The following is a 25,851-nucleotide window of genomic DNA, read 5'->3' on the forward strand; positions in this document are numbered from 1 at the left end:
TGGTGCATATTCCTTTAACTCCTTTTGTCGATGGGAAGTAAAACGAAAACCAGGGTTTGGGTTATAGACAATGGTAACGTGCGATCGCGCCAGGATCAGGTAGCGACGGAAGAACCCCTGGAAATTCGTCTCACCTCTCCCCAGCAAACGGTAGCGGTTACGATGCGAACTCCGGGGGCTGATTTTGAACTAGCGGCGGGTTTCCTGTACGCTGAAGGGATAGTTCGCGATCGCGATGATATTCAGCAGATCAGTTATTGTGTCGATCCTGATATCGATGGTGAACAACGTTACAACATTGTTAACGTAGAACTTAAGCCAGGATTATCGGTTAATTTGCAACCCTTAGAACGTCACTTTTTTACTACCAGCGCCTGTGGCGTTTGTGGGAAAGCCAGTCTAGAAGCCTTACAGTTACGAGGATGTCCAGTTATCCCCAAAGGATTAGAAGTTAGTCCAGATGTAATTTATAACCTACCCGAACAATTACACACCGCCCAGCGTATTTTCTCAAGTACCGGAGGATTACACGCCGCCGCCTTATTCGACACTCAAGGAAAGTTACTTTCAGTACGAGAAGATGTTGGACGTCACAACGCTTTAGATAAATTAATGGGTTCCGCTTTCTTGAGTGATCAATTGCCTTTAACCCACCAAATTGTTCTGGTGAGTGGACGTTCTAGCTTTGAGATCGTACAGAAATGTTTAACCGCAGGTGTCCCTATTATTTGTGCGGTATCTGCACCCAGCAGTTTAGCCGTTGCGTTAGCCAGGGAGTTTGGCATCACCTTAATTGGATTCTTGCGCGGGAAACGGTTTAATATTTATACAGGAAAGGAACGGATACATCTTGAGGAGAAGTAAACCGGTTAGCCCCAAAGATGTACAATCAAATTTTGGGTAGACTTGAGAATAAAACTCTTTTAAGCCTTTATAACCCCCTTTTGCCACGGCGATTAAAATCGCTGCTACACAAACAAAGTCCGCCTTCGCGGACTGGTTTATAACCGGGGTGGCTAACCCGGATTGGGTATCACTCAATCCAGTCAGCTTTAGCTGACTTAAGCTTTTAGCCCGGAGTTTGAACTCCGGGCGTCAGGTGTCGGGCGGTTAATCAGAGTGATTTGCCGTTGTAGGGATGCAGTTTCACGCCGAGGATTCCAATAAACGAGTGCCATAGTTTTATCTCTCCTAGAATAGGTTGTTTAGGGAAGTGATGAAGCATTACCATCTATCCCTTGATTCCCATAGTAGGCAAACCAAAAGCACTGCCAATTCGGTTTTAACGACTAATTTACTAATGATTACCGTCCAGTTCGTAGTTGCGCTGTCTTCGCCGATTCGTAGCTTGATATACCGTAGGGTGGGCATTGCCCACCAGAAGCAGCGTGCCATTGCCATCTGGCGTTTCAGTTTTTGATGATACTATAGTAGTCAGTCTACAAATAATTAGGTTATAGCTACTCACCCGGCAACAATTAGCGATATGACATCTCCGTTTCCTGGCATGAATCCCCATCTGGAAAATCCAGAATTATGGTCTGAGGTGCATAGCCGTCTAATTGTCGCGATCGCGGATGAGATTGCACCCGCGTTACTTCCTAACTATTATGTAGCCATTGAAAAGCGTGTCTATAGTAGCACTCCTGAGGATAATATCCTGATTGGCATTCCCGATGTTTCCGTTGTCTATTCAGGGGTAGAGGCGTCTCCAGAATTAGCCACGCGCAACAGGGCTACCGCTACCTTATCGAAGCCTGATCAACCGCAAACCGTAACGATTCCTTTGGCGGAAGAGGTAGAAGAACGCTATTTAGAGATTCGAGACACTAAAACGGGAAAAGTTGTCACCACGATTGAACTCCTTTCACCTAAGAATAAACGAGCAGGTGAGGGGAGGGAGGCGTATCTACGCAAACGCCAGCAAATTTTAACCCGTTCCACCCACTTTGTAGAAATTGATTTACTTCGCGGTGGAAAAGCTATGCCGATGCAAGGGGTAGCTGAGTTAACAGACTATCGGATTTTGATTAGTCGCAGCGAGTTAAGACCTCATGCCCAGCTTTATGCCTTTAATTTACCAGATGCGATTCCTAAAGTCGAGTTACCGTTGCAGGGGGAAGATAAAAGTCCCATCCTTGATTTAAAACTTATTCTCGATGGCGTTTATCAGCGTGCAGGGTATCACTTCCGCATTGATTATCGTCAGTCAATCACTCCTGCTGTTTCTTCTGAGGTAGCGGTTTGGCTGAATACGTGGCTAGTTGAACAGGGATTACTGTAGCTATTCTCCTAGCGTGACCCATCTAAAATAGTAGGATAAAGAGCAATTGATAATCGTGGTAGCCCAATGACACCTCAACTCATGATTCAACCCTCCGCCTTAATGTCCTCCGGCATTAAAATGAGCGAATTCGGTAATATTTATCTCTTTCGGTTCAATGATGAGCTACAATCTCGCTTTGAAGAACTATTAGAGAAACGAAAAACGAATCAACTAACCCCTACAGAAGAAGCGGAATATGCAGGAATATCGGAACTCCAGCGAATCTTTACCCTAATTAATGCTCAACTTGCGACTAAAAGTAAATGGTGTCCAACCCAACCCGAAAACTTGTACGACAACGAGCGAGATACCTTTGTGAATACTGTCACTCCCCCGAATATCTGAGTCCAGACCGTTTCACGATTGACCATATTATGCCCCAGTCTCTGGGAGGTTCAAACCACCGGGATAACCTTGCCTTAGCTTGTCATCGTTGTAATGAGCGTCATTATAACTTTACATCGGGTCTTGACCCCCAAACGCAAGTAGAAATTCCCCTATTTAACCCTCGTCAACAACAGTGGTCAAACCATTTTATCTGGACAAAAGAAGGCATAAAAGTTTTAGGCACAACGTCTACGGGTAGGGCGACTTGTAACCGCCTCGACATCAATGATGAACGCCGTGATGAACCTTCGATTCAAATTGCCCGTCGATTGTGGGTTATAGCAGGTTGGCATCCACCGGAGTCTGATCCGCGACTCTAGCTAATAGGTTGGGTCGAAGAATGAAACCCAACGCCTCTACAAAGCAGGCTCTGAGCGTAGTCAAAGGGTCTAATTGTAGGGGCGGGTTTAGCCGTTTAATTTTGGTACTTATCGATAACCTTTCAACAAAACCCGCCCTTCATCATAGGACAGAGGATGAGAAGAGAAGAGCCGAGGAGGATTAGATGGCGATCATACTACTTTGGATGGAAGATTTGGAAACCTTTACTGTAGTTGTTTGATTGCCGCATTAGCGTGTAATTTGACACTCAATTGAGGATCATTCTGGAGTTGGGTTAAAGCTTTCATCGCATCAGCGACTCCTAATTGTCCCCAACTGTAGGCTAACGCCTGTTTAATCACCGTCGTCTCAAGACTAGGATGTCCAGACTCGAAGAAATCCAGCAAAATTTTAGCGGCTTGGTATTTCAGATTTGGGGTTTCAATCCGCCCAAAAACGCGCACAATTTCTAAGATGGAGTCTTCGGCTATGGCGGGTAATGCTTGCTGTAAATACTCCAATGTCGTCGCCGTTTCTATCCGCGCCAATACCTGAATGACAGTCATTTGCAGGGGAAGGGGAGTCAAAGGCGATCGCACAACCGGAAATAACGCCTCGGCTGCTTTATCTGTACCGATTCTACCAATCGCGATCGCGGCTTGCTCACAGACTTCTAAGTTCACATCATACAGTAGGGGTTGCAGATGCGTTACCATCTCTAACTCTGTTTCACAGGAGGCGCTTAAGCCTAAACCCATCACCGCTTCCTTACGCACAGAGGCGGCATAATCTTTTAACGCGACTTGGAAAACGGGTACAATGCGATCGTCATGGAAACTGCTGAGGGCGGCAATGGCGGTGAGGCGCACCTGAACATCTGGATCATGGACGACGCTTAATAAGGGATCAATCACCTCTAGACAACGCATTTGAGCTAAGGCGCGAGTGGCAAAAAGACGGGATTCCGGTTGTACCAGCAAATCAGTCAACGCCTCAACCGCAGGTTGTCCGATAGCGGCTAACGCACTAGCTGCGATCGCACTTAACTCTTCATCTGCACTGTGATCCAGTAATTTCACCAATGTCCGAATCACGTCAGGCGTATTAAATCCGCCCAAAATCCGCCCCACAAACCACCGTTGCTCTAAATCTTTCTCCTCATCTTCCAGAATTTGCACCAACGGCGCCACAATTCCTTCTCCCCATTGTGGCAAAACCTTGGCAATATCCCAACGCGCCTGAAAATCTCCCTGTTCCAGAACCGTTAACGCCATTGCCAATCCTAGGGGCAATTCCTTTGTTTCTGGGTTGGAACTATTATAGCTACACTCATGCAACGGTAATTGCTGCAAACATTGAGTGACTGAAAACCAATCCCCTTGCTCTGTTGCAACTGTGGCTTGTTTAAGAAGTTTTTCCATTGTTTGATCAATTACATCGTGACCCAGACTGAATGGTATGCCACGTCAGCCTCACTCTTATCGTTTCATGAAATCGGTGATTTATACAGATTATATTCACAAATTGCATTTAAATTATGCAGTTTTTTCAAATTCAAATCAAAAGCGTAGCCAAATATACAATTTACCACCTTAACCTTGCTTACCTTACTGAAATTAAGAGGGTAAATTTTAGACAACCGAAAACCGTAAAAATTCATCACAATAGCTCTATGACTACAACAACAGACGTATCCATAAAAATAAACAAAGTGGAACAAGCCAAAGCCGAGAAAGATGGGCTAGACATTAAACAGGAACTCGAAAGCTTAATCCAAGTTGGCTGGGAAAACATTGATAAAACCGACTTAGAACTCCGCCTCAAGTGGTTAGGTGTCTTTTTCCGCCCAGTGACTCCCGGCAAATTCATGTTGCGCTTACGCATACCGAATGGTTCTCTTGACAGTGAGAAAATGCGGGTTCTCGCCAATATTGTGCAGCGTTATGGTGATGATGGTAGTGCTGATATTACCACTCGGCAAAATATTCAACTGCGAGGGGTTCGTTTAGAAGATATTCCGGAAATTTTCCGTCAACTGCAATCCGTTAATCTGACGAGTATGCAGTCGGGAATGGATAATGTGCGGAATTTAACCGGATCACCCGTCGCCGGAATTGATGCTGACGAGTTAGTTGACACCCGTGATATGCTGCAAAAATTGCAGGACATGATTACCAATAACGGGGAAGGAAATTATGCATTTACTAATCTTCCTCGTAAATTCAATATTGCCATTGAAGGAGGACGGGATAACTCCATTCACGCTGAAATTAATGACATTGCCTTTATCCCTGCCTATCGAGATGGAGAATTAGGATTTAATGTTTTAGTCGGCGGTTATTTATCAGCCCAGCGTTGTGTCGAAGCGATTCCCTTAAATGCGTGGGTTCCGGTAAATGAAGAAGATGTGATTAACTTGAGTGGTGCGATTCTTACCGTTTATACCAAGAATGGATTAAAAGAAGGATTACGAAAAAACCGCCAAAAAGCCCGGATGATGTGGTTAATTGATAAATGGGGAGTTGAGCAATTCCGGGCAGAAGTCGAAAAAACTTATGGCAAAGAACTTCTCCCTGCTGCACCTGAAAATGAGATTACTCAAGAGAAAAAGGATTACATTGGGGTTTATCCCCAAAAACAACCAGGCTACAGCTATGTTGGCTTACTGGTTCCAGTGGGGCGCTTGTCAGCCGACACCATGTTTGATTTAGCCCGATTAGCTGATGTTTATGGGAATGGCGAAATTCGCTTAACGGTTGAACAAAATTTAATTATTCCCTACATTGCTAATGAAAAACTCGAAGCATTTCTGAGTGAACCGTTACTACAGCAGTTTCCAATTAATCCTTCGACTCTCACCCGCTCATTGGTGTCTTGTACCGGGAATCGCTATTGTAATTTTGCCATCATTGAAACCAAACAACGGGCATTAAAACTGGCGCAAGAACTGGATCAAGAATTAGATATTCCCCAAAGAGTTCGTATACACTGGACAGGATGTCCAAACTCGTGCGGACAACCTCAGGTTGCCGATATTGGGTTAATGGGTACGAAAGCTCGTAAAGATGGCAAACCTGTCGAAGGGGTGAATCTTTATACCGGGGGAAAAGTGGGCAAAGATGCGAAATTAGGAGACTTATTGGAAAAAGGAATTGCTTGCGATGACCTAAAACCGATTCTCCGGAATCTATTAATTGAAAACTTTGAGGCTAAACTTAAGGATGGAGTAGTTCTCGAACCAGAACCAGAAATCCAGGAGACTGTTCCGCAGAAGACTCAACCTTCACCTGAGACGGAAACGAACGGAGATCAAGCCCAAACAAAAATATTTTTCGCGGGCTCTTGGAAGCAGGTTGACTGTAATTCCCAGGAATTTATCCTGAATACGGCTGAAAGCCAAGGTATTGAAATCGAAAGTAGTTGTCGTGCTGGCACTTGCGGAACTTGTGCTAAAAAGTTACTGAAAGGTCGAGTGAAGTATGAGGAAAATTATGATGCAGTGGCAGATTTAGAGGAGGGAATGGTTTTGACCTGTTGTGCTTTGCCTGAAGGACAAGTGGTTATTGATGCTTAAGGCATTTGTCATACTCAAGGGAGCGAGAAACAAGCTACGTCATTTGTCGTTGGTTTGTCGAATAAATAATTCTCCCATTTAGTCGGGGACGGGTTTAGTGCAATTCGGGTGAAGCCAAAAAAGATAATAGTGAAAAGATCCCTACATTCGGGCAAACTCTTTCATCCTTCATCCTTTCCGTCCCCTATTGACTAAATTGGGAAATCAAATTATTTGATTTTTTCACCCAAAAATTGATAGGGGTTGGTATAATGATTTGAGTCTCCTGAGTACAACTTTAAATACATAGCTCCTGAACCTAACCACACTACTAAAAAGATTAAGGACATAACAGAACCCCAGGAAAAAAGCTTAAACTTCCGATTGGTGGTTAGTAATTTCTGTGGTAATGGTGAAAGTTCTAAGGGTGGAATGTCTGGGATGTTGTTTGGGGCAACTTCGGTTCCTTGGACGGTAATTAATTTTAGTCTCTGTAACTCCGTGAGTGCGGTGTGAACTTCGCTCAAGCTAACCGAATGTTCAAGGAATTCTGCCGTCCAAGCTTGGAAGTTATGCCAATTTAAATTGACTTTCTGATTGGTTTTAGTATGAAACAGAATCCAGTGATAGAGTAAACTCTCGCAGGGAGAAAGTTTCGTCTTAATCATTGCCAAAACTCCAATTTTTCGATAAATGTGAGTATTTTAGGGAGGTAATATTGGCTGAAAAATTTAGCTATAGGAGGTTGTCCTTTCGCTAAAAGTGGCTACAGCACTAACAGATATTCTCCATGTTCAGGAATCCACGTTAGCCATTCATGATCCGAGACTTGGGAGAGTATCAACGCCTCATAGTGGGCGAATGGATTGGGGAGTTCCTCTAGTCTCAGCCACATTCCTGGTTGCAGATAGCGAAAAATTTCACTAGCCGAGAGGCTGGTGGGAGGGGGTTGTGGTTTTGGGCTTTTCATGTCTGTTCCGTCTGATTCTCGATCGGCTTCTTGTATCAGAATATACCAAAATAAAAATCTGTATCGAATAATACATAAAATTTAATTGTAGATTTGTTAACTAATCCTCACAGCCACTCAATGCCGAAGCGATGGCATCTTTGTTCAGGAATCACTAATGGTTCTCTCTCAATCTGCTATCGCCCTCAACCATTGTGGTTATAGTCCCATCGTCCTATTTTTCATCCCCCATCATGAGTATTATTTTCAGAGAACTGCTAAAGAAAGTGGGTAGCGGTAGCCATACTCACAAAGATTTAACTCGTGAAGAAGCCGCCAAAGCCACAGCAATGATCCTGAATGAAGAAGCGACTCCGGCTCAAATTGGAGCGTTTTTAATTGCCCATCGAATTAAGCGCCCCACGAGTGACGAACTTGCGGGAATGTTGGATGCGTATGAGCAATTCGGTTGCACAATACCCCGGTTATCCGGTGATCCGATGGTAACGGTAATGGGGACACCTTACGACGGGCGATCGCGAACCGCCCCAGTTACTCCCCTAACGGCGCTGATGCTGGCGGCTTCAGGGGTTCCGGTAATCCAACATGGCGGCGACTGTATGCCCACCAAATATGGCATTCCCTTAGTGGAAATTTGGCAAGGATTGGGAATCGATTTTACCCGCCTTAATCTTGCCCAAGTTCATCAGGTTTTAGAAACAACTCGCTTTGGTTTTATCTATACCCCTAACCATTTTCCGGCGACTCAAGGTTTGGTGAATTATCGGGATCAGATTGGTAAGCGTCCACCCTTTGCGACTGTTGAATTAATTTGGCTTCCTTATGCTGGGAACGTACATCTAATGGCTGGTTTTGTCCATCCCCCAACGGAAGAATTTATGCAGGGAACATTAGCATTACGAGGCGTTAACAACTACACATTAGTCAAGGGGTTAGAGGGAAGTTGCGATTTGCCCCGGGAACGGACGGCGATTATTTCAATCCATAAACCTGGAGACAGCGAACCCTCCCAACGCCTGAAACTTCACCCTAGGGATTATGGCTTTGAAGGGAAGGAGGTTCCTCTAGAGTCAAAGGAACAATTATTAGTAAAAATTAAAGAGGTTTTAGCTGGAAAATCTTCAGAATTTCAAAAATCAGTGATTTGGAATGGTGGGTTTTATCTGTGGCGTTGTGGGGTTTGCCCTACGTTAGAAGATGGATTAAGCAAGGCGGAGTCTTTGTTAACCACAGGCGCACTTCAGCAGCAATTAACTGAAATTAAATCGACTGTTATACCAAATCCGGGTTAGCCACCCCCCTTTATAAATAGGGTCTGCTGAATAAGTCTGGTGGAGGGAGCAGGGGAAGCAGGGGAAGCAGGGGAAGCTGGGGGAGCTGGGGAAGCCATAGTACATTGTCCCTGATAGCGGTGCAAGGGTATAAAAGGGTTAAACCCGGATTTCTTGAAGAGGGAAAAGGGTTGTCCTCACACCAAGTTTGACAGCCTGTCTTTTGACAAGGGTTAGTTGCTCCCTCAAGATCAACAGCAGCATAGTATCAGCTTCAGTCTCCCATGTCCAAAACCTCTGCTCACCACCACAAGCCTCAAGTTTTTGCCATCGGCATTGCTCCATTGGGAATCGTATCTATTGGTATAGTCCCTATGGGGATAATTTCAATAGGGTTCGTTCCCATGGGAGTGTTTTCTCTCGGTTCTGTCGCCATGGGAGTCTTATCAGCTGGGCTAGTTTCTATGGGGACGGTAGCTATTGGTTTTCAGACGATGGGATTAGTGAGTATCGGTTCAATGGGTATGGGAAATATTCGTATTCCTATCGGCGCTGAAGAATCCCCCTCTCATCCCCACAACCCTTCTCTTCCCATGCCGAACCAACCCGATCATGATTCTCACTAAGTTGTCATTGGTTATGCAAAACTGAAAATTATCGGTGAAACGGGATTAAAAATAGCGGCAAACATGATAATAAAAACCAGATGAATAAATATAGATAGGTCTGGTTAGGTAAATTGATTTCAGCTAAGAGCGCTTCTATGCGTTCCTGAAGACGATTTTTAGGTGCACTGCAGCTAAAAGCGGCACAAACACTTTCAGAATGCATCAGCGGTGTACTGACAACCGTCAATAGGGATTCCGCTAACAGTAAAAAATCAACCCGTTGTGCTGCCCATTGATCGGCTCGGATTTCTCGTAACAGTAATAGTTCTTGCCATAGCGCTTCTGTCTGGGTTAATCCATAAGAAAATCGCCGCATCCAACCCAACCAAAAGAACCAAAAGGTATCTCGATAATAAAAATGTCCGTCTTCATGGGTGAGAACCGCTTGCAAATGATCCGCATCAAGCGTCTCCAGTAAGCCTTGACTCACCACCAGTTCCGGTTGCCAAAATCCGACTTGAGCGCTAAATACTAAAGGTGTGTTAAGAATGCGGATTAGTCTGCCATGAAAGGTTTGCTGGGGATAGGAGCGAACCTGTTGCCAAGAACGCCATCCGGCAAACGCCAGTTTCAGCCCTGAGACTCCCACATATCCCAAGAACGTGCCAGCTAATCCATAACTGAACCAACCCTCCCAGCGCCAAACCATTTGCCCTTGGGGTCCCATGCAGACAATAGAGATGGCTGTCATGATCAGTAGCAATGGCGGAAATAAGAACTTGCTTAAGGCATTTTGCCAGCGCTGCTGATAACTACCGACTTTTCCTGACCAACTGATTCGGGTGAACCAAGCTACGGCTAAAGCACTCAGAATTAGGATGAGATGGATCATTGCTGCTCCCTCGCTTCGCGGATGGCTTGCAAACGCTGGGCGATCGCGTCGATTTGTTCTAGACTAGCTTGGTCGAGACTGTCGGCAAAGGCGGCGATGATATCAGGATTTCCCACGGCTAAGAATCTTTGTAACTGATCATGGGCTTGCAGAATCCGCGCCTGTTCCGGCGAGAGCAAGGGTTGCCAACGAAATGCCCGCTCTTGGCGATCGCACCTTAGCCAGCCTTTTTGGGTGAGACGGCGCAATACCGTGGTTACGGAAGCATAGGCTAACTCTCGGTCTGGGTCAGCCAAAATTCGTTCGTGGACATCTTTAGTGGTAGCCGAACCGAGCTGCCAAGTAATCTCTAAAATTTCTGTCTCTAATGGACCAAGGGAGAGTTGCTTGGGGCGGTAACTGGGCATGGGAACCATAACTATGCCGTTAAAATCAGGAAACTGGATACTCAGTTTACCTGAATTTGATGTCAAACGCTGATTTTATGTCGGGTGGGCAAGCTTTATATGGTAAAAACCTTGCCTTCTGCTATAGCCATTAATCTCGCCAATCTCCTAACTGAGTTACGAGAAAATAGCGAACATGATCGGTAAAGGCAAACGCACTAAACAAAACGCCCATACTGACGCCAAATAGCGCCAACCGAGGATCAGTGAGGTGATAGCGATCGCGACAAAAATTCCGCACTAAACCAATATCCCGTGCTGTGACACTGAACATCCGCAGCATCAGTTGAGTATCAAAGGAAATACCCCGATCCAGAAGCGGTTTGATTTCAACGTGCGCCACTCCGGAAAACGTCCGCGTAAAACTGCGTTCACCTGCTAGGGGTGTGTCAAATAATGCCACAGCAATCCCCATCTGGGTCAGAGTTGGCACAATAAAGGCATTCCAGCCATAAGGCGCACACATTCCTTGAATGCCAATCACCAACGGTGTCTGATCGCCAGGTCGATCCTGTGGCAAAAAGACGGCAACGGGAAAACTACTCAGCCGTTCGTCAATATCGCGAATTCCAGTGAAGTGAAACGGTTCATAGAACCAATAACGCTGACCCGTAATTCCCTCAAAGGCGATCGGATCACAACCGTAGACGGGCATAGGCGATGGGTATACTTAACATTCCGTAATTTTTCTTAAACTAAAAGATAGCATCCTAATTTTCCGCTAAAGACTATGCTGCTGCAATCCAACCAACGGACGAAACTAGACGATACCGACGATACGCTGTTTTACTCTTTCCCTCGCTTCGTCACCCATGTTGATGCTGGGTTTTTGGATCAACTCACTCAACTGTATAGAGAACGCCTGAAACCCCATACTCGCATCCTGGATATGATGAGTAGCCATGTGTCCCACTTGCCCGATGACATGGAATTCGCCCATGTTGAAGGACACGGGATGAATGAACAGGAACTAGCACGCAATCCCCGCTTAAACCATTCCTTTGTCCAAGATCTGAATAAAAATCCTCAGTTACCTTTGCCAGACCAAGATTTTGATGCGGTTCTCAACTGTGTCTCGATTCAGTACCTACAATACCCTGATGCCGTGTTTCAGGAGATTCACCGCATCCTCAAACCCGGTGGTATCGCCATTATCAGCTTTTCCAATCGCATGTTCTTCCAAAAAGCGATCGCGGCATGGCGAGAGGGGACTGAAGCAAGTCGTGTGCAACTTGTCAAGCGTTATTTTCAATCTGTACCCGGATTTGATACCCCAGAAGTGATTACCCGTTCTTCTTCTGTTCCCAGTTTTTTGCAAATGCTGGGAGTTGGCGGGGGTGATCCCTTCTACGCCCTCATCGCCCAACGTCAAGACAACCAACAGGGAGTCTAAGGAGGAGTTAAATGATGCAACGTTTACGAGATTGGGGTTTTACGCGGGAATGGCGGAATGGAAGACGAGGGGAATACCTGGTTTTGCTACAGGCTATCCTGTTGATTTTCTTGGATATCAAAGCCAGACGGGAAGAAACCTGGTTAACCCAGAAGTATCCGGAATACACAGAGTATCAGCAGCGAGTCAAAAAACTGATCCCTGGTTTATACTAAAGGGTCGTGTTATCACGGTCAAAGGCGACTTCCCATCCGGGCTAACGCTATTTGCCTACCGCGAGGAAAATACTTGACAGATGGGGGTTCCAGCCTATCAAGTCCGTTGGCTTTCGTAATGGATACCTCAGCCAGTCATAAAATTGACCTATATGATGCAACAAAACTTGATGTTCAGTATACAATAGCCTGTGGTGTGAGTAAGTAAAAATAACTATTTAACGAATGCTAAATCGTTCATCTAGTGTAATCTGTCCACCAAACCCGAATCGGGAAGCTGCAACTGAGAGCGATCGCGGGACGGTAAGCGGCACGAGTGACCAACGCCTGATAAAATTAATGAAGTCGATTTACCAGGCTGATCAGCAAGTCAAGTATCTACATTTGCAAGCAGAAGTAGATTCACTCTTGCAGCAGCTCCAAATCCTCCAAAAACAACGGTTGGCTACGGCACAATCCGACGCCAATAATTAAGGGGAACAGTAGTGTTTGGTTTGATTGATGCTGTTTTTGCACCCCAGAACTCATTCTCGGGGTGCTAGGTTTTGTCAACTCTGAGTGATCAGCACAAGGAGATACCCTTCTATCTGCCAAGAATAGATGACTGGGCAGGATTTTTTTTGCCTGACTATTCGCAATTCACTAAATCTCATGTATTGAATTCTTTCATGACTATATCGACAATCAAAGAACAAACTCCCGATTACTCCTTAAAAAAGGTTACGACTACTTTAAGGTTGAGAGACATTTTGCAGACGTTACCGCGTGAAGTGTTTCAAAAAAACCGTCGCCAAGCCTGGACAGTGGTTCTGGTGAATATTTTAATGGTGGGTCTAGGCTATGGGGGTTTAGCGCTTGCACCCTGGTTTTGTTTACCTCTATTATGGATTTTCACCGGTACAGCATTGACTGGCTTTTTTGTCATCGGTCATGATTGCGGTCATCGTTCCTTTGCCAATCGCCGTTGGGTGAATGATTTGGTGGGACACCTGGCATTTTTACCTTTAATTTATCCCTTTCATAGCTGGCGCATTCTCCATAACTACCATCATGCCCACACGAATAAGCTTGGCGAAGATAATGCATGGGAACCCTTTACAGTAGAGTATTATGCCAGCCACTCGGTTTTAGTGAAGTTGTTTTACCAGCTAATACGAGGTCGATTATGGTGGATTGGCTCGATATTCCACTGGGCATTAATGCATTTTAACTGGGGTAATTTCCAGGGGAAACAGCGTTCTCAAGTCAAGTTTTCCGCGTTGTTAGTTATCGGTTTTGCTGCTGTTGCATTTCCTTTACTCATTGCGACAACAGGTGTATGGGGAGTCGTCAAATTCTGGCTGATTCCCTGGTTGGTGTACCATTTCTGGATGAGTACTTTCACCATTGTTCACCACACAGCACCCGATATTCCCTTTACCCCGGAACCGGAATGGAATGAGGCTGAGGCTCAATTATTTGGTTCGGTTCACTGTGATTATCCCCGTTGGGTAGAATTTCTCTGCCATGACATTAATGTTCACATTCCTCATCACGTTTCCAGTGCGATTCCGTCCTATAATTTGCGGTTAGCGCATCGGATTCTCAAGGAGAATTGGGGAGATGAACTACGCGAATGCCGTTTTTCTTGGTCGTTGATGAAACAGATTACCGACCAATGTCACCTCTATAATCAACAAGAGTGCTATCAGTCGTTTAAAGACTATCGAAAAGCCTTGGCTGGAGACAAGTAATACCGGATTGTCACACTAACGTGAATTAGATGAGATCCCCGATTTCTTGAAGAAGTCGGGGATTTTGGTATTAAGTTCAATGGCACGCTCAACAAGCATTTTGGGATCGCCGAAACCCTGTATCGTAGGGTGGGCATTGCCCACCATCCTCATCTGAGCGTGCCATTCGTGTTAAGTTACATATTAGCGATCGCGAGCCATAGCAAGGTTGCCATGAGTCAACTGCAAGCCAAACTACCAACCGATACCTGGGTCAATGCGACTTGGGAGGAATACCTTCAGGCAATCAGTGATCCAGCATACGAAAAAGCGAAAGGCTACTACTATAACGGATGCATGAGGCTAGAGATGTCTCCACTTGGTAACCCCCATTCCCGTGATCACCTTATCGTTATTCACGCCGTCTGCCTCTTTGCAGGACTCAATCAGATTGATTTTGATGGTCATGATAACTGCACGTATCGTAAGACGGGCTGTGAGGAAGCCCAACCGGATGTCTCGTTTTATGTCGGTGAGAAGGCGGAAGTAGTCCCTTGGGAAGCGACAATTATCAATCTTGATACCTACCCACCCCCGGATTTAGTCATTGAAGTTGCCTATTCTTCTTTAGCCGATGACAAAGGAGAAAAACGTCTCCTCTACGAATCCTTGGGAGTTCGGGAGTATTGGATTATTGACGTGAAAAATGTTCAGGTTATCGCCTTTGAGATTCAAAATGGCGGGAGTCGGCGAATTTACCAATCTCAGGTGTTTCCTGGTTTAGAGATTTCTCTATTAGAAGAAGCGTTTCGGCGTAGTCGGCAAATGAATCATGGTAAAGTGAGCGCTTGGTTGTTGTCCCAGTTTCAAGCTTGAGTTATTCTATCGTTTATCGCCCCCAGAACACCTAATTGATTAATGCTGGTTATCCTATTCCCATTTCGCTGCTGACTCTGGAACTATGTCATACAGTGACTTCAAAAGTCTTGACCAAGCCGTTTCTAACCTGGAATTAACCGTTGAGGATATTCCTCATTTTTTTAGTCAGGTTACCCCGATTGAACCTTCCCAACGCCTTCAGGAAGCCTTAGAAGAAAACTTAGATTTAGCCGTAAGTATTAGTACAGAAAAAGCTCGTTCTGAATTGATTATTACGCCAATATTGTTGGATATAAGGCGCAGATTTCGGAACAAAATTGGTTATTTTTCGGGAAATACGTTTAATGTTGATGACGCTAAAGGTTTAACGGGGGCTTGTGATTTTATGTTAACTGCATCCAGCAATCAATCACTGGTAACTGCTCCTGTTTTAACCTTAGTTGAAGCAAAAGATAATGATATCCGCATTGGTTTGGGACAATGTGTGGCTCAAATGGTTGCCGCCCAAATATTTAACACTCGTAATGGACGAGAACAGCAAGCGGTGTATGGTGCTGTTTCAACCGGAACGAACTGGAAGTTTATACTGTTAGAAAAGGATCGGGTAAAAATTGATTTGACTGAATATTTTATTCCTCAGTTAAATCAGATATTAGGTATTCTAGCGGAACCCTTTAGAATTTATTTTGAGTAATCCAAAGGATACCCAATAATGTGCGATCGCGCACTGCGGTTCCACTCCTTTAGGTTGGAATGTTACTCTAGGGTTGTATAGCAATCGTTGAGGGAACAGCCGTGAGCCAAGTTGTCAAGCTAGAACTTAGTGATGAAGTGTATGCAGCCTTGAAGCGACAAGCTGACAGTGCTGGTATCTCCCTATCTGAATGGCTCGCGATCGCTCTCGAACTACAAAGCGGTTTACCGAGTCAACAGAAAACTGAAGCCGAGAAAGAAGCTGCGCCTCAAGAGTTTCCTAGCCCCAGCTATTCTGGAGCTATTGACGTAGGCTATCTGACAGGATCTGACAATAGAGGCGTTGATGCTGATTTGGTTGGTTTATAGGCAATATATCGCAAAATAATACCCTAAGCTGAGTGCTATTACTCGCTTAGCTGTAAGCAAGATATTTCCATTTAGTCTTAATTTCTCAAGAAAGGCTATTCTAAAGAAAGAGAACTCAGGTCATCCCTATGAATAAGCTGCGGTGGGTCGCTGGTTTAGCTCTAGTTGCTCTGCTCGTCAGTAGCTGCACCCGTCAAAATAACCAAGTCAATCAAACCTCACAACCTGAATCGGCTGTAGCAACAGCGCCTAAACAACCTGAAGCTGAAACTGCCAACAATCCAAGCAAAACTCTAGTTCCTCCACCGCCAGCCGGACTGATTCCGCCTAGCCAATCAGTCAAAATACCTGTTGCCAAAGAGCGTCAAGATCCGTTTAATACGGTTACGGTTGCACCCATTCAACAGTCTACTCCAACAAAGACAACTCCACCGACTCAGCCTCAACCTGCCAAAACGCAACCCTCCCAGCCTAAAGCCCCTGAAACTCCAGCCAAAACTCAACCTTCCCCAACTTCAGAACCTAAACGCCAACCCTCCCCAACTCCATCCTCTCCCACTCCATCCGCGAAAGAAAAATCACCTGAACCCGCAGCCCCTAAAACTCAAGAACCCAAGCCTCAACCTTCTCCAACTCCTAGTGAGATAACTGTTATTGAGGAACCACCTCCCCCTTCCACTGAACTGGCTGATGGGGTAGAAGTGAGTGGTGTGATGCAACTTGAGGGACAATGGAACGCGATTATCAAAGCCTCAGCGAACACAACCAGTCGCTATGTGCGAGCGGGAGATTCTTTGTTAAATGGCGCAGTTAAGGTTAAGCGTATTGAATTAGGTGAAAATCAGGAACCGCTAGTGATTCTGGAAGAAAATGGTGTCGAAGTGATTAAATATGTTGGTCGTGGAAATGGCTTGGTAGCCAGCGCTGATTAGAGCATCGTTTCAGTGAAATCCTCCTACACTGTACCCTAAGGGTCAGTGTAGGCTTCCTTTGGTACAACCTTTGGCTATACCTCCAGCGCTTTATAGTGAGGATATCTAAGCAACGTCTCTACAACAGCCATGGCGATTAAAATCGCTGCTACACAAACAAAGTCCGCCTACGCGGACTCAATTATAACGGAGGTAGGAAACCCGGATTTACCAAACCTTCATTCTGTGTCGCCTATGAATTTAGCTGCTTGTAGATTGATTCGAGCAGTTTTTCAAAGACGACTTGTTTAAACTCCTGGTTGTTCATCACCTCCATAAAGATCTTCTCATTCCCCTCCATGCGTTCGATGAAGAGGTTTTCAAGTTGTTGGTCGAGGACGGGGGCGAAGTTTTCTTTGGTGTTGACCTGGGCGGCTTGCTTGAGGTGGTTGTTTGCGATCGCGGTTTCGGTGATTTGCTCGAAGAAGAGTTGGTCAGCGGGGGTGAAGTCGGTGCCAAAGCGTTCGTTGAGAGAGTCGATCAGTTGGGAGAGGGGAACCTCTTTATCCGGTTGGCGTGTCCCTACTGCGGTGGCTCCTTTGAGGGGGTTGGCTTCGCCTTCGTTGAGGTCGATTTTGCCTTCACTGATTTTTTCCAGGCGATAGAACTTCATCTCGATATCCCCTGATAGGTCTACTTTGGGCGCATCGGTACTGCGGGGGAGTTTCTTCAGGAGGAAGCGACTATAAGCATAGAGTTTTTCTAGGTCGGAATCTTGGTAGGGGATGATTTGGGCGAGGAAAAGGTAGAGGTTACGGAAGCTGGTGAGTTGGCTGCGGAATTGGTCTCGTTCGGCTGCTTCTAGGGTTTTGTATTGGTCGATAATGGGGTCGAGTAGGGTATTGAGCTTTTTGTGTTCTCCTCCGGTGAGGGAGGTTTTGGGACGGAACCAGATTTCACACCATTGGTTAACATTTTCTTCGCTAAAGAGTCGCCATTCATAGAGTTGGAAGGCGAGGTCATTCAGTTGTTGGGGGTCAGCGGTTTCGCCAACGGGGGTTTGTTCGTAGTAGGGTTTAAAGGCTTTGTAGATGTCTTCGGGTGGGTTGACAAAATCTAGAACGAAGGTATCTTCTTTCCCTGGGGCGGTACGGTTGAGGCGGGAGAGGGTTTGCACGGCTTGGACTCCAGCAAGGCGTTTATCGACGAACATGGTGTGGAGGAGGGGTTGGTCAAAGCCTGTTTGGAATTTGTTGGCGACGAGTAGCACTTGGTAGTCATCGCTGGCGAACTTTTCTGGGATTTCGGTGGATTTGATCCCGCCATTCATACTAACTTCGGTGAAGGTTTCGTCGGGGAACTCTTTGAGGGGGACTGAACCGGAGAAGGCGACGAGGGATTTAATGTCGGTGTAGCCTTTGTCTTTGATGTAGTGATCGAAGGTCAGTTTGTATTTAACCGCCTGTTCACGCGATCGCGTCACAACCATTGCTTTAGCCCCACCCCCGATTTTATGGCGGGTATGGTTACGGAAATGTTCAACGATGATTTCGACTTTCTGGGCGATGTTGTGGGGATGGAGTTCGACAAAACGGGCGATTTCCCTGGCTGCTTTACGGCGGGGGAGGTTGGGGTCAGTTTCTGAACGGCGGACTAACTGGTAATAACGGGCGTAACAGGTGTAGTTGGCGAGTACGTCTTTAATAAAGCCTTCTTCTATGGCTTGGCGCATGGTGTAGAGATGAAAGGGGGCTTGTCCGGTTTCCCCTGGTTCATCGAAGAGTAAGAGGGTGCGTTGTTTGGGGGTGGCGGTAAAGGCGAAGTAACTGAGGTTGGGTTGTTTGGTGCGAGTGAGTTGGGTTCGTAATAGTTTTCGTTGGGCTGCTTCGCTGAGGTTATCATCGGGTTCATCGTCGAGGAGTTGGTGGGCGATGGCGGCTTCAATCCCGTCTTGGTTGAGGATTTGGCGGAGTTCGGTGGCGGTTTCTCCACTTTGGGAACTGTGTGCCTCATCGACGATAATGGCAAAGCGTTTGTCTTTGGTGGTGAGGGTGACGGTTGTGCCTTTTTTCTCTAGGGTTTGGATGGCTTGGGAAATGAAGGGGAATTTCTGAATGGTGGAGATGATGACGGGGACACCCTTACCCAGGGCTTTTGCGAGTTGTTGGGTGTTTTCATCTATTTTGTGAACGACTCCGGTTTTATGGTCGAATTGATAAATCGTGTCTTGGAGTTGGCTGTCTAATACTTTGCGATCGGTAATCACGATAACGGTATCAAAGATTTTGTCGTCTTGGTCATCGTGGAGATTGGCGAGGCGATGGGCTAACCAGGCGATAGAGTTGGATTTTCCTGATCCGGCTGAATGTTGGATCAGGTAGTTATGTCCTGACTGATGCTGTTTGGTGTGGGTGATGAGTTTCCGCACCACATCGAGTTGATGGTAACGGGGGAAAATCAGGGTTTCTTTGGTTTGGTGTTTGATGCCGGTGGCGGTGGGAATTTGGGTTTCTTGGGTTTCTAAGTGGAGGAAACGGGCGAGAATATCAAGAATACTATCGCGCGGGAGGACTTCTTGCCAAAGGTAACTGGTGCGGTATTCTCCTGGAACATGGGGATTTCCGGCGCTATGGTTATTGCCTTTGTTGAAGGGGAGAAAGGTGGTTTCAGTTCCAGCGAGTTTGGTGGTCATCCAGACTTCATCGGTATCGACGGCGAAGTGAACTAAGCAACGTTCTTTGAAGCGAAATAGGGGGTCTTTGGGGTCTCTGTCGGTTTGGTATTGGTGAATGGCGTTGCGGTAGGTTTGTCCGGTGAGTTGGTTTTTCAGTTCCAGGGTGGCGATGGGTAAGCCGTTGAGACTGAGGAGAATATCGGGAATTCCGTTGGTTTTGATTTTGACTTGGCGGGTGAGGGTGAGGCGATTTTTATTGTAGAGTTCGATAGTATCGGGGTTCATCCCGGTATTGGGTTGGAAGTGGGCAACTTTGAAGGTTTTGCCGTAGCATTTGAAGCCGTTACGGAGGACATCCAGCATTCCCCGACTTTTGAGTTCTTTGGTGAGGCTGGCGATCAGGGTTTTTTGGGCTTCTCCGGGGCTGGTGCGACTAAATTTATCCCATTGTTTCGGTTGGGTGGTTTGGATAAAGTTGATAATCTCACTGTGGAAAAGGGCGGTTTCTTGGTCGTAGTTTTCTGGGTTTCCGGGGTGGTAGCCGTAGTGGTTGAGGAGTTCCCGTTCGATGATAGTTTCAAAGTCTTTTTCTTGGTGCATGGTAAATTATATTATGTCCGGTGGAATACTTACACTATCGGTGGAGACAAGGCAGAGGGCAGTGGTTCGACAGGCTCACCAACCAGGCAGAAGGCAGAAGGGAAGGAGCAAGGTTGCAAGGATAGGACTTACGCCAAGCCTCTATGTGTAGGGTGTGTTAGCGCAGCGTAACGCACCTTCGCCCCCATAAGTGGTGTCGCTGCGTAAGTCCTGAAGGAAAAAGGATATATAGAAAAGGTCAGTAAAGGTAGATGCACTAACATAGCCCTCCAGCCGCTTTTGTTCGATGAGAATAAAAATTTGGTCAGCGAGTTTACTAAAGGGTTCACGCTTAAGAGCATAGTCAAGAATGAGGTTGGTATCGAGTATAACTTTCACAGGTTATATTTTTCGGCTAAGTATTCGGCTTTTATTTGGTCAGGGTCAAAGTTTTTTGAGTCATGGTTTTTAATGAATAGAGTAGGTTAAAAATTGATAAAATTAGTCACGTTTTCAATAACAATTAAGTCAGGATTCATCAGCTAACAGTTCTTCTAGGATTTCGTCGGTTAGTCCTTTGGCTTGGGCTTCCTGACCAATTTGTTGAAGTAGGGTTAGGATATCTTCTTGTTCTTCTTCGACGGTTTCGATGGTTAGGTTAATGGTGGTGTCTTGGCTTATCCCCAAGCGTTGCAGTGCATCAGGGATATCACTAATTTTGATTTGTTTAAGGGTTTGTTTCATTGTTTCTAAAGTCTTTTAAATAGGAGTATAGCATTTTTAAAGTTCGATATCATCTAGGGGTAATAATCCTTTGTCAGCATCGGGGAATTCTTCGTCTAAGGGTTCGAGGGTGGAGAAAACTTGGAGAAGGGATTTCTTTTGATAGGGTTCGATAATCAGTTTGCCATTTTCTTGGCGGATGATAACGTCTGTGGTGTCTAGGTTAAGTTCTGGGGGAATGGGTAGGGTTTGGCTGTTCCCTTGTTGGATGAGTTTAACGTTATATTCGGTGTTCATGGTGGTTTCTAGGGTTGAGGAATGGGGACTTGGCGCACGTCGATTTTACCTGTTACGGCGTTGGTGATTAGGGCGGTACGATATTCTTTTAAGAGGTCAATGGCTTTGTTTATTTTTGACTTTTGTTGATCTAGTTCCCATGTTCTTTGGTTTAAGTATTTTGCTATTTCTTCCTGTTCCTCGTAAGGAGGAATAGAAAATTTAGTTTCTTTAACATCTATTAAGTAAATTGCTTGTTGTGCGCTGGCATCAGAAACTTGAATAATGTTTTTTTGAACATGGTTTTGATTTGATGCAAAATAGACAAAATCAGGATAGACAATATCGTTCAATTTGATTAAAATAACGCTACCCATCAAACAGAAGTTTACATCTTTTTCTACAAATCCTATCCTTCCGACTGTCGCGCCTCTACTTACTATTAATATATCTCCCTTTTCTGGCTTACATCGTTTCCAGAAAGAATGAGCATCTTCCTCACTGACATAACTAGCATCATCAAATTTTATATCCCTTTCTCTAATATCTTTTGCCGATAATAAGGGAATCCCAGTATCTGTGTTTTTTGGAGATATATGTTCTCCATCTGTTATTTTTTCTGATAAATGTTTTAGTCTGATGATTGTCCAATGTGCAGGGATATCGCCTAGCCACTCGATGCCAGAATCTTTCATGGGGACGGTTGGATCGAGTCCTTTGGTGACAGCGTGGCTGATGAGGGCGGTGCGTTTTTCGTCGAGTTTTTCGAGGAGGGCTTCTTTCTTGGAAATGAGAGCATCTATTTGGCTGGTTTTGTGGTCGAGAAATTGTGCGATCGCATCCTGTTCTTCCAATGGCGGTAAAGCTGCCCAAAATTCTTTTATTTTGTCTAAGTGCAAGTTCGTAACAGTATTTGATTTAGCACCAATATTAATTTGAGTTTCTGTTAATTTACCTAATAACGAATATTGCAAAAACTCACTGCTGATCTTTTGTTTAATCACTTTAATTAAGCAGAGGCTCACAAATATACTAAATTCAAAATCCCAATCAACAATTCTAGGAACTCCTATCGTTCCATTTTTAGAATAAAGCAAGTCCCCTTTTTCTGGTTTGCATCTAATAGATAATGCTTCGTGTTCTTCTTCTGGTATAAATTTAATATTATTCATATTGATGGAGTTACTACCTGCTTGAACAATATCAGTAACTCTTAGAAAAGGAATTCCTTCGCTCACATACGTTGGAGTAAAATGTGCGCCATCAATAATTTTATTAGTTATATGTTTTAGTCGAACTGCTTCCCAATGTTCGGGAATATCCCCCAACCACTCAACACCAGAATCCTTGTACTGTTCATAACCCTGATACTGTCCCATTAACCTTCCTCCCAATCCTCAATATTTAACCCTCAGTATCTAACAAATCTTTGAGAGAACCATCAATCATCAAACACCCCAATCAAATCATCATCAAGGCTATCATCTACCCCCAAGTTATCAACTTCAATCGGATCATCTGCACAGCAACCATATAAATCGAGTAACCCCGAACTATGAAGCATATTATTTGGCTTCAAAAAATCATTTAACTCCCCCTCAGAGGCAAACGTTCCCAACTCCTGAAACTCCTCAAAATCAATCAGCCCTTCCCTAAATGCTTTCAACACCAATTGACGGAGAATTTCTTGCGGTAAATCTCTCCATTTATTTTGTACCTTTGCCGTTAACTTGTCCGGTAAATTAATCGTTACCTGCATAATGTTAGTCTCCCTTAAATTACTCCATATCGAGAGGGTTAAAATCTAAAGCTGACCTAGACACACGGCGCACAGAAAGAATATAAACAAACTCCCCTTTAACTGTAAAAATGATGCGATATCGACTCTTGGGTTTTCCATAAAGAAGCTGTCTAATCTCCTCTGAAAAATCATCATTTTCCCTGGCTAAAGCACAACGTCTTGGCTTTTCTTGTAAAGTAGCGATGGTATCCATCAAATCTCGAAACCATTGGTCTGCATAGGCAGAATTATAGTCTTTTAACCAAAGATAAGCCGACTCTATTTCCTCTTTTGCATAACGAGTTAACTTAATCTGAAATACCATATTTAGCTTGCATCTCAGTCGCAAAACTTTCAAGGGATTGAGTCTCACCCTTGTCAATATCTGTTAATCCCTTTTGAATCGCCACCAGAGATTCTAGGTGTTCGATGGTATCCAATAACTTCTGATAAGCAGTAGCATCCTGTACAACCACTTCTGCTTTCCCATTTACTGTCAAAACAATCGGATTTCCCGTTTCCTTCATCTGTTGAATCAAGTCACTGGTATTGCGCTTAAAGGTGGAAAGCGATTGAATATCCCGCCCTAAATGAATCATCCCGATCAGCCTTGCACTAAATTTGCATCTTATTAAGTCTAATTTACACTACCTCCCCCAACATCGCCATAATATCCGCTTCTAAAGACTTAATATCCTCCTCAATCGCCGCCAAGAGACGAGGGGGCTGATACACATAGAAATGCCGATTCAACGGAATCTCATACCCCACCTTCGTTTTATCAAAATCAATCCAAGCATCGGGGACATGGGGTAAAACCTCCGCCTCTAGATACGCCAAACAATGGGCTTTGACTAATTTATTTAACCCATCTAATCCCGTTTTGCCGTCATACTCCAACGGTAAAGGTAAAGGGATATCCTCCGGTAAAGGCACAATCTCCGTATCCCGTAAACTGGTATCCGGTTCAACGTTTCCCTTGCTATCCTGACAGATTTCCGCTTCCGGATCAGTTTCCCCCAATGCTGCTAAAATCGCCTTTTTAACTGGACTTTTCAGCTTTAATCCGGCTTGTTTTAAGACCTTTTCCATGTCCTTAACAAATCCATCACGGGACAAATAAAGTTTATTCACCTCCATGCAATATAGTGCAGTAATGATATCTTTTTGTAAGTTTTGCCCCATCTCCATTTCAAGCTGCTTCGCCTGCTCATCTTTACGCTTCTTACTGGTTGCCAAATTCTGAAATGCTGTTTGTTCCCACAGTCGCGCCAAGCGTTCCTCACTCACTTGAAAATTCAGCCGTAAGGGACGTTCTACCGTAATCTTAAGAAAACCAAACTCCCGATTATCAAAAATCTTAGAACAAACCCGTTCTTGGCTTTCCCCATCAACCTGCACCTTACTTATCCCATTGTGTTGATAATCCCCATAAAGTCGCACCAGTTCCGCGATATGGTCAGGGGATAACTCATTCCGCTTATTCCCCAGACTCTTTTTCATCTTCTGATAATGGTGCGTCCCATCAATTAACTGTACTTTCCCTTTCCGGTGGGATGCTTTCTTATTCGTCACTAACCAGATATAAGTAAAAATCCCCGTGTTATAAAACATTTGATCCGGTAACGCCACCACCGCATCCAGCCAGTCATTTTCGATAATCCAACGGCGAATATTACTCTCCCCACTCCCCGCATCCCCAGTAAATAAAGGTGAACCATTAAACACAATGGCAATGCGTGACCCATCTCCCTTCTTCTCCGGTGCAGGGTACATCTTAGAAATCATGTGTTGCAGAAACAACAGCGACCCATCATTAATCCGGGGTAAACCTGCGCCAAAGCGACCCTCAAACCCCAGGGTTTGATATTCAGACTCGATGAAATTTTGCTCCGGTTTCCACTCCACCCCAAAGGGCGGATTAGCAAACATATAATGAAACTGTTTATCGCTATGACCATCGTGGGGGACAAAGTTATTACTCTTTTGCTTGGCGTCTTTGAGTCCTAATGTGTCCCCATAAACAAGATTATTAATCGGTTCATCTTTAATCAGCAGGTCAGAACAGCAAATGGCGTAGGATTCGGGGTTATATTCTTGCCCAAATAATTCCAAATTCGCGTCCTGGTTTTGCCGTTTAATATGTTCCTCGGCTACAGATAGCATTCCCCCCGTTCCCGCCGTGGGATCGTACACCCTGCGGTAAATCTGTGGTTGAAAGACATCCTCTTCCTCACAGAAAACCAAATTCACCATCAGGCGAATCACTTCACGGGGGGTAAAATGGTCTCCGGCTTCTTCGTTTGCTTGTTCATTAAACTTCCTCACCAATTCCTCGAACAAATACCCCATTTGTAGATTCGAGAGATGCGCCGGAGACAAATCTACATCCGGACTCGCGATCGCTTGCATCACTTCATAGAGGCGATTGGCTTCATCGAGTTTCTGAATCTGCTTGTCAAAGTCAAACTTATCGAAGATGTCCCGCGCCAGGGGAGAAAAGCCATTAATATAGGCGCGGAGGTTATCGGCTAATCCTTCCGAGTCCCCCAAAAGCTTCTTAAAGGTAAACTCGCTGAGGTTATACAAAGGCTGTTGGCGATCGCCCCCGATCGCAACTTTCGCGATCGCCTTCTCAAACGCCTCCCCCGTCAAGACTTTCTCATACTTGGTTTTGGCTGCTAAAACGGCTTCCTTAGTGGGTTCTAGGACAGAATCAAGACGACGCAGCACAATCATCGGTAACATCACCTGACGATACTGAGGGGGGCGGTAGGGACCTCGGAGTTTATCGGCGATACTCCAGATCAAGCCGACTAACTCTTGATGATTGGCGTTTTGTACAGTAGTCGTCATAGAGGGTTAATAATCTT

30 protein-coding genes are annotated in these 25,851 nt (G+C 45.1%); 15 read left to right on the forward strand and 15 right to left on the reverse strand.

Translation table 11 applies throughout. The features are described 5' to 3' along the window. The first annotated feature begins 30 nt into the window (after window positions 1–30). From fdhD to ACLGGO_RS07255, 4 genes are all read left to right on the forward strand, one after another. Window positions 31–864, forward strand: a complete 834-nt coding sequence (fdhD, locus tag ACLGGO_RS07240) for a formate dehydrogenase accessory sulfurtransferase FdhD (protein WP_446418798.1) — start codon at window positions 31–33, stop codon at window positions 862–864. A gap of 622 nt (window positions 865–1,486) precedes the next feature. Next, complete coding sequence (locus tag ACLGGO_RS07245) at window positions 1,487–2,284, forward strand: DUF4058 family protein (RefSeq protein ID WP_446337453.1); 798 nt, start codon at window positions 1,487–1,489, stop codon at window positions 2,282–2,284. A 66-nt stretch (window positions 2,285–2,350) separates the two neighbouring features. Beyond that, window positions 2,351–2,671, forward strand: coding sequence for a hypothetical protein (locus ACLGGO_RS07250; protein WP_446418799.1), 321 nt, complete (start codon window positions 2,351–2,353; stop codon window positions 2,669–2,671). Further along, entirely contained in the window at window positions 2,590–3,033 is a 444-nt protein-coding gene (locus tag ACLGGO_RS07255; protein ID WP_446354065.1) for an HNH endonuclease, read from the forward strand. The genes ACLGGO_RS07250 and ACLGGO_RS07255 overlap by 82 nt, the downstream gene beginning before the upstream one ends. A gap of 225 nt (window positions 3,034–3,258) precedes the next feature. On the opposite strand, the gene ACLGGO_RS07260 is transcribed toward ACLGGO_RS07255, so the two are convergent. Continuing rightward, on the reverse strand, window positions 3,259–4,455 hold the full coding sequence (locus ACLGGO_RS07260; protein ID WP_446418800.1) for a HEAT repeat domain-containing protein: 1,197 nt from the start codon (window positions 4,453–4,455) through the stop codon (window positions 3,259–3,261). 251 nt (window positions 4,456–4,706) lie between these two features. Here ACLGGO_RS07260 and ACLGGO_RS07265 point away from each other — a divergent pair, with 251 nt between their 5' ends. Next, window positions 4,707–6,608: a ferredoxin--nitrite reductase gene (locus ACLGGO_RS07265; protein ID WP_446337455.1), complete on the forward strand. Its 1,902-nt coding sequence runs from the start codon at window positions 4,707–4,709 to the stop codon at window positions 6,606–6,608. 209 nt (window positions 6,609–6,817) lie between these two features. On the opposite strand, the gene ACLGGO_RS07270 is transcribed toward ACLGGO_RS07265, so the two are convergent. Together ACLGGO_RS07270 and ACLGGO_RS07275 are read right to left on the reverse strand one after the other, a co-directional pair. Next, on the reverse strand, window positions 6,818–7,255 hold the full coding sequence (locus ACLGGO_RS07270; protein ID WP_446418801.1) for a hypothetical protein: 438 nt from the start codon (window positions 7,253–7,255) through the stop codon (window positions 6,818–6,820). Between the two features lie 98 nt (window positions 7,256–7,353). Continuing rightward, window positions 7,354–7,557, reverse strand: a complete 204-nt coding sequence (locus ACLGGO_RS07275; protein WP_446337457.1) for a hypothetical protein — start codon at window positions 7,555–7,557, stop codon at window positions 7,354–7,356. Between the two features lie 233 nt (window positions 7,558–7,790). Between ACLGGO_RS07275 and ACLGGO_RS07280 the strand changes: the two genes are divergently transcribed. Beyond that, window positions 7,791–8,849, forward strand: a complete 1,059-nt coding sequence (locus ACLGGO_RS07280; protein WP_446418802.1) for an anthranilate phosphoribosyltransferase family protein — start codon at window positions 7,791–7,793, stop codon at window positions 8,847–8,849. A 263-nt stretch (window positions 8,850–9,112) separates the two neighbouring features. Further along, window positions 9,113–9,454, forward strand: a complete 342-nt coding sequence (locus tag ACLGGO_RS07285; RefSeq protein ID WP_446418803.1) for a hypothetical protein — start codon at window positions 9,113–9,115, stop codon at window positions 9,452–9,454. Between the two features lie 28 nt (window positions 9,455–9,482). Here the strand turns inward: ACLGGO_RS07285 and ACLGGO_RS07290 are convergent, their stop codons facing one another. The 3 genes from ACLGGO_RS07290 to ACLGGO_RS07300 form a co-directional block, all read right to left on the reverse strand. Next, on the reverse strand, window positions 9,483–10,325 hold the full coding sequence (locus ACLGGO_RS07290) for a M56 family metallopeptidase (protein WP_446418833.1): 843 nt from the start codon (window positions 10,323–10,325) through the stop codon (window positions 9,483–9,485). Next, window positions 10,325–10,744 carry a BlaI/MecI/CopY family transcriptional regulator gene (locus ACLGGO_RS07295; protein WP_446418834.1) on the reverse strand — a complete coding sequence of 140 codons (420 nt, stop codon included), beginning with the start codon at window positions 10,742–10,744 and terminating at the stop codon, window positions 10,325–10,327. Before ACLGGO_RS07295 ends, ACLGGO_RS07290 begins: the two co-directional genes overlap by 1 nt. Before the next feature lie 121 nt (window positions 10,745–10,865). Beyond that, on the reverse strand, window positions 10,866–11,429 hold the full coding sequence (locus ACLGGO_RS07300) for a hypothetical protein (protein WP_446418804.1): 564 nt from the start codon (window positions 11,427–11,429) through the stop codon (window positions 10,866–10,868). 75 nt (window positions 11,430–11,504) lie between these two features. Here ACLGGO_RS07300 and ACLGGO_RS07305 point away from each other — a divergent pair, with 75 nt between their 5' ends. The 8 genes from ACLGGO_RS07305 (at window position 11,505) to ACLGGO_RS07340 (ending at window position 16,967) form a co-directional block, all read left to right on the forward strand. Then, window positions 11,505–12,167, forward strand: coding sequence for a class I SAM-dependent methyltransferase (locus ACLGGO_RS07305; protein WP_446337461.1), 663 nt, complete (start codon window positions 11,505–11,507; stop codon window positions 12,165–12,167). Between the two features lie 11 nt (window positions 12,168–12,178). Beyond that, on the forward strand, window positions 12,179–12,382 hold the full coding sequence (locus ACLGGO_RS07310; RefSeq protein WP_446418805.1) for a hypothetical protein: 204 nt from the start codon (window positions 12,179–12,181) through the stop codon (window positions 12,380–12,382). 225 nt (window positions 12,383–12,607) lie between these two features. After that, the gene (locus ACLGGO_RS07315; protein WP_446336121.1) at window positions 12,608–12,856 is read left to right on the forward strand and encodes a hypothetical protein; all 249 of its coding nucleotides are present in this window, start codon (window positions 12,608–12,610) and stop codon (window positions 12,854–12,856) included. Between the two features lie 194 nt (window positions 12,857–13,050). Next, window positions 13,051–14,115, forward strand: a complete 1,065-nt coding sequence (locus tag ACLGGO_RS07320; RefSeq protein WP_446336120.1) for a fatty acid desaturase — start codon at window positions 13,051–13,053, stop codon at window positions 14,113–14,115. Window positions 14,116–14,328: 213 nt separating this feature from the next. Then, entirely contained in the window at window positions 14,329–14,970 is a 642-nt protein-coding gene (locus ACLGGO_RS07325; RefSeq protein WP_446418835.1) for a Uma2 family endonuclease, read from the forward strand. 85 nt (window positions 14,971–15,055) lie between these two features. Further along, complete coding sequence (locus ACLGGO_RS07330) at window positions 15,056–15,667, forward strand: hypothetical protein (RefSeq protein WP_446418806.1); 612 nt, start codon at window positions 15,056–15,058, stop codon at window positions 15,665–15,667. Window positions 15,668–15,768: 101 nt separating this feature from the next. Beyond that, on the forward strand, window positions 15,769–16,035 hold the full coding sequence (locus ACLGGO_RS07335; RefSeq protein WP_446418807.1) for a hypothetical protein: 267 nt from the start codon (window positions 15,769–15,771) through the stop codon (window positions 16,033–16,035). A gap of 128 nt (window positions 16,036–16,163) precedes the next feature. Then, on the forward strand, window positions 16,164–16,967 hold the full coding sequence (locus ACLGGO_RS07340; protein WP_446418808.1) for a hypothetical protein: 804 nt from the start codon (window positions 16,164–16,166) through the stop codon (window positions 16,965–16,967). Between the two features lie 232 nt (window positions 16,968–17,199). Here the strand turns inward: ACLGGO_RS07340 and ACLGGO_RS07345 are convergent, their stop codons facing one another. The 9 genes from ACLGGO_RS07345 to ACLGGO_RS07385 all read right to left on the reverse strand — a co-directional run bounded on the left by ACLGGO_RS07345 (window position 17,200) and on the right by ACLGGO_RS07385 (window position 25,834). Further along, window positions 17,200–20,220 (reverse strand): type I restriction endonuclease subunit R, encoded by a 3,021-nt coding sequence (locus ACLGGO_RS07345; protein WP_446418809.1) that lies wholly within the window; start codon window positions 20,218–20,220, stop codon window positions 17,200–17,202. A gap of 141 nt (window positions 20,221–20,361) precedes the next feature. After that, window positions 20,362–20,598 carry a PIN domain-containing protein gene (locus ACLGGO_RS07350; RefSeq protein ID WP_446347924.1) on the reverse strand — a complete coding sequence of 79 codons (237 nt, stop codon included), beginning with the start codon at window positions 20,596–20,598 and terminating at the stop codon, window positions 20,362–20,364. A 129-nt stretch (window positions 20,599–20,727) separates the two neighbouring features. Further along, on the reverse strand, window positions 20,728–20,943 hold the full coding sequence (locus tag ACLGGO_RS07355; protein WP_446347925.1) for a hypothetical protein: 216 nt from the start codon (window positions 20,941–20,943) through the stop codon (window positions 20,728–20,730). 36 nt (window positions 20,944–20,979) lie between these two features. Further along, the gene (locus ACLGGO_RS07360; RefSeq protein WP_446362415.1) at window positions 20,980–21,219 is read right to left on the reverse strand and encodes an antitoxin; all 240 of its coding nucleotides are present in this window, start codon (window positions 21,217–21,219) and stop codon (window positions 20,980–20,982) included. Between the two features lie 8 nt (window positions 21,220–21,227). Beyond that, the gene (locus ACLGGO_RS07365; protein WP_446418810.1) at window positions 21,228–22,577 is read right to left on the reverse strand and encodes a restriction endonuclease subunit S; all 1,350 of its coding nucleotides are present in this window, start codon (window positions 22,575–22,577) and stop codon (window positions 21,228–21,230) included. Between the two features lie 62 nt (window positions 22,578–22,639). After that, window positions 22,640–22,957, reverse strand: a complete 318-nt coding sequence (locus ACLGGO_RS07370; protein ID WP_446418811.1) for a hypothetical protein — start codon at window positions 22,955–22,957, stop codon at window positions 22,640–22,642. 19 nt (window positions 22,958–22,976) lie between these two features. Next, window positions 22,977–23,303, reverse strand: coding sequence for a type II toxin-antitoxin system RelE/ParE family toxin (locus ACLGGO_RS07375; protein ID WP_446418812.1), 327 nt, complete (start codon window positions 23,301–23,303; stop codon window positions 22,977–22,979). Further along, the gene (locus tag ACLGGO_RS07380) at window positions 23,287–23,577 is read right to left on the reverse strand and encodes a type II toxin-antitoxin system Phd/YefM family antitoxin (protein ID WP_446418813.1); all 291 of its coding nucleotides are present in this window, start codon (window positions 23,575–23,577) and stop codon (window positions 23,287–23,289) included. Before ACLGGO_RS07380 ends, ACLGGO_RS07375 begins: the two co-directional genes overlap by 17 nt. Window positions 23,578–23,620: 43 nt before the next feature. After that, a complete protein-coding gene (locus ACLGGO_RS07385) occupies window positions 23,621–25,834 on the reverse strand; it encodes a type I restriction-modification system subunit M (RefSeq protein ID WP_446418814.1) in 2,214 nt (737 codons plus the stop codon). Between the last annotated feature and the right edge of the window lie 17 nt (window positions 25,835–25,851).

Origin of the sequence: Coleofasciculus sp., assembly GCF_046565525.1 — a bacterium.
GTDB lineage: Bacteria > Cyanobacteriota > Cyanobacteriia > Cyanobacteriales > Coleofasciculaceae > Coleofasciculus.

Coding starts and splice junctions, on each gene's coding strand:
- ACLGGO_RS07300 (WP_446418804.1), bottom strand. CDS start 11,429: ATGCCCGTCTACGGTTGTGATCCGATCGCCTTTGAGGGAATTACGGGT.
- ACLGGO_RS07380 (WP_446418813.1), bottom strand. CDS start 23,577: ATGATTCATTTAGGGCGGGATATTCAATCGCTTTCCACCTTTAAGCGC.
- ACLGGO_RS07330 (WP_446418806.1), top strand. CDS start 15,056: ATGTCATACAGTGACTTCAAAAGTCTTGACCAAGCCGTTTCTAACCTG.
- ACLGGO_RS07265 (WP_446337455.1), top strand. CDS start 4,707: ATGACTACAACAACAGACGTATCCATAAAAATAAACAAAGTGGAACAA.
- ACLGGO_RS07250 (WP_446418799.1), top strand. CDS start 2,351: ATGACACCTCAACTCATGATTCAACCCTCCGCCTTAATGTCCTCCGGC.
- ACLGGO_RS07270 (WP_446418801.1), bottom strand. CDS start 7,255: ATGATTAAGACGAAACTTTCTCCCTGCGAGAGTTTACTCTATCACTGG.
- ACLGGO_RS07255 (WP_446354065.1), top strand. CDS start 2,590: ATGGTGTCCAACCCAACCCGAAAACTTGTACGACAACGAGCGAGATAC.
- ACLGGO_RS07320 (WP_446336120.1), top strand. CDS start 13,051: ATGACTATATCGACAATCAAAGAACAAACTCCCGATTACTCCTTAAAA.
- ACLGGO_RS07285 (WP_446418803.1), top strand. CDS start 9,113: ATGTCCAAAACCTCTGCTCACCACCACAAGCCTCAAGTTTTTGCCATC.
- ACLGGO_RS07370 (WP_446418811.1), bottom strand. CDS start 22,957: ATGCAGGTAACGATTAATTTACCGGACAAGTTAACGGCAAAGGTACAA.
- fdhD (WP_446418798.1), top strand. CDS start 31: ATGGGAAGTAAAACGAAAACCAGGGTTTGGGTTATAGACAATGGTAAC.
- ACLGGO_RS07385 (WP_446418814.1), bottom strand. CDS start 25,834: ATGACGACTACTGTACAAAACGCCAATCATCAAGAGTTAGTCGGCTTG.
- ACLGGO_RS07260 (WP_446418800.1), bottom strand. CDS start 4,455: ATGGAAAAACTTCTTAAACAAGCCACAGTTGCAACAGAGCAAGGGGAT.
- ACLGGO_RS07325 (WP_446418835.1), top strand. CDS start 14,329: ATGAGTCAACTGCAAGCCAAACTACCAACCGATACCTGGGTCAATGCG.
- ACLGGO_RS07295 (WP_446418834.1), bottom strand. CDS start 10,744: ATGGTTCCCATGCCCAGTTACCGCCCCAAGCAACTCTCCCTTGGTCCA.
- ACLGGO_RS07360 (WP_446362415.1), bottom strand. CDS start 21,219: ATGAACACCGAATATAACGTTAAACTCATCCAACAAGGGAACAGCCAA.
- ACLGGO_RS07355 (WP_446347925.1), bottom strand. CDS start 20,943: ATGAAACAAACCCTTAAACAAATCAAAATTAGTGATATCCCTGATGCA.
- ACLGGO_RS07305 (WP_446337461.1), top strand. CDS start 11,505: ATGCTGCTGCAATCCAACCAACGGACGAAACTAGACGATACCGACGAT.
- ACLGGO_RS07315 (WP_446336121.1), top strand. CDS start 12,608: ATGCTAAATCGTTCATCTAGTGTAATCTGTCCACCAAACCCGAATCGG.
- ACLGGO_RS07375 (WP_446418812.1), bottom strand. CDS start 23,303: ATGGTATTTCAGATTAAGTTAACTCGTTATGCAAAAGAGGAAATAGAG.
- ACLGGO_RS07275 (WP_446337457.1), bottom strand. CDS start 7,557: ATGAAAAGCCCAAAACCACAACCCCCTCCCACCAGCCTCTCGGCTAGT.
- ACLGGO_RS07365 (WP_446418810.1), bottom strand. CDS start 22,577: ATGGGACAGTATCAGGGTTATGAACAGTACAAGGATTCTGGTGTTGAG.
- ACLGGO_RS07280 (WP_446418802.1), top strand. CDS start 7,791: ATGAGTATTATTTTCAGAGAACTGCTAAAGAAAGTGGGTAGCGGTAGC.
- ACLGGO_RS07245 (WP_446337453.1), top strand. CDS start 1,487: ATGACATCTCCGTTTCCTGGCATGAATCCCCATCTGGAAAATCCAGAA.
- ACLGGO_RS07340 (WP_446418808.1), top strand. CDS start 16,164: ATGAATAAGCTGCGGTGGGTCGCTGGTTTAGCTCTAGTTGCTCTGCTC.
- ACLGGO_RS07310 (WP_446418805.1), top strand. CDS start 12,179: ATGATGCAACGTTTACGAGATTGGGGTTTTACGCGGGAATGGCGGAAT.
- ACLGGO_RS07345 (WP_446418809.1), bottom strand. CDS start 20,220: ATGCACCAAGAAAAAGACTTTGAAACTATCATCGAACGGGAACTCCTC.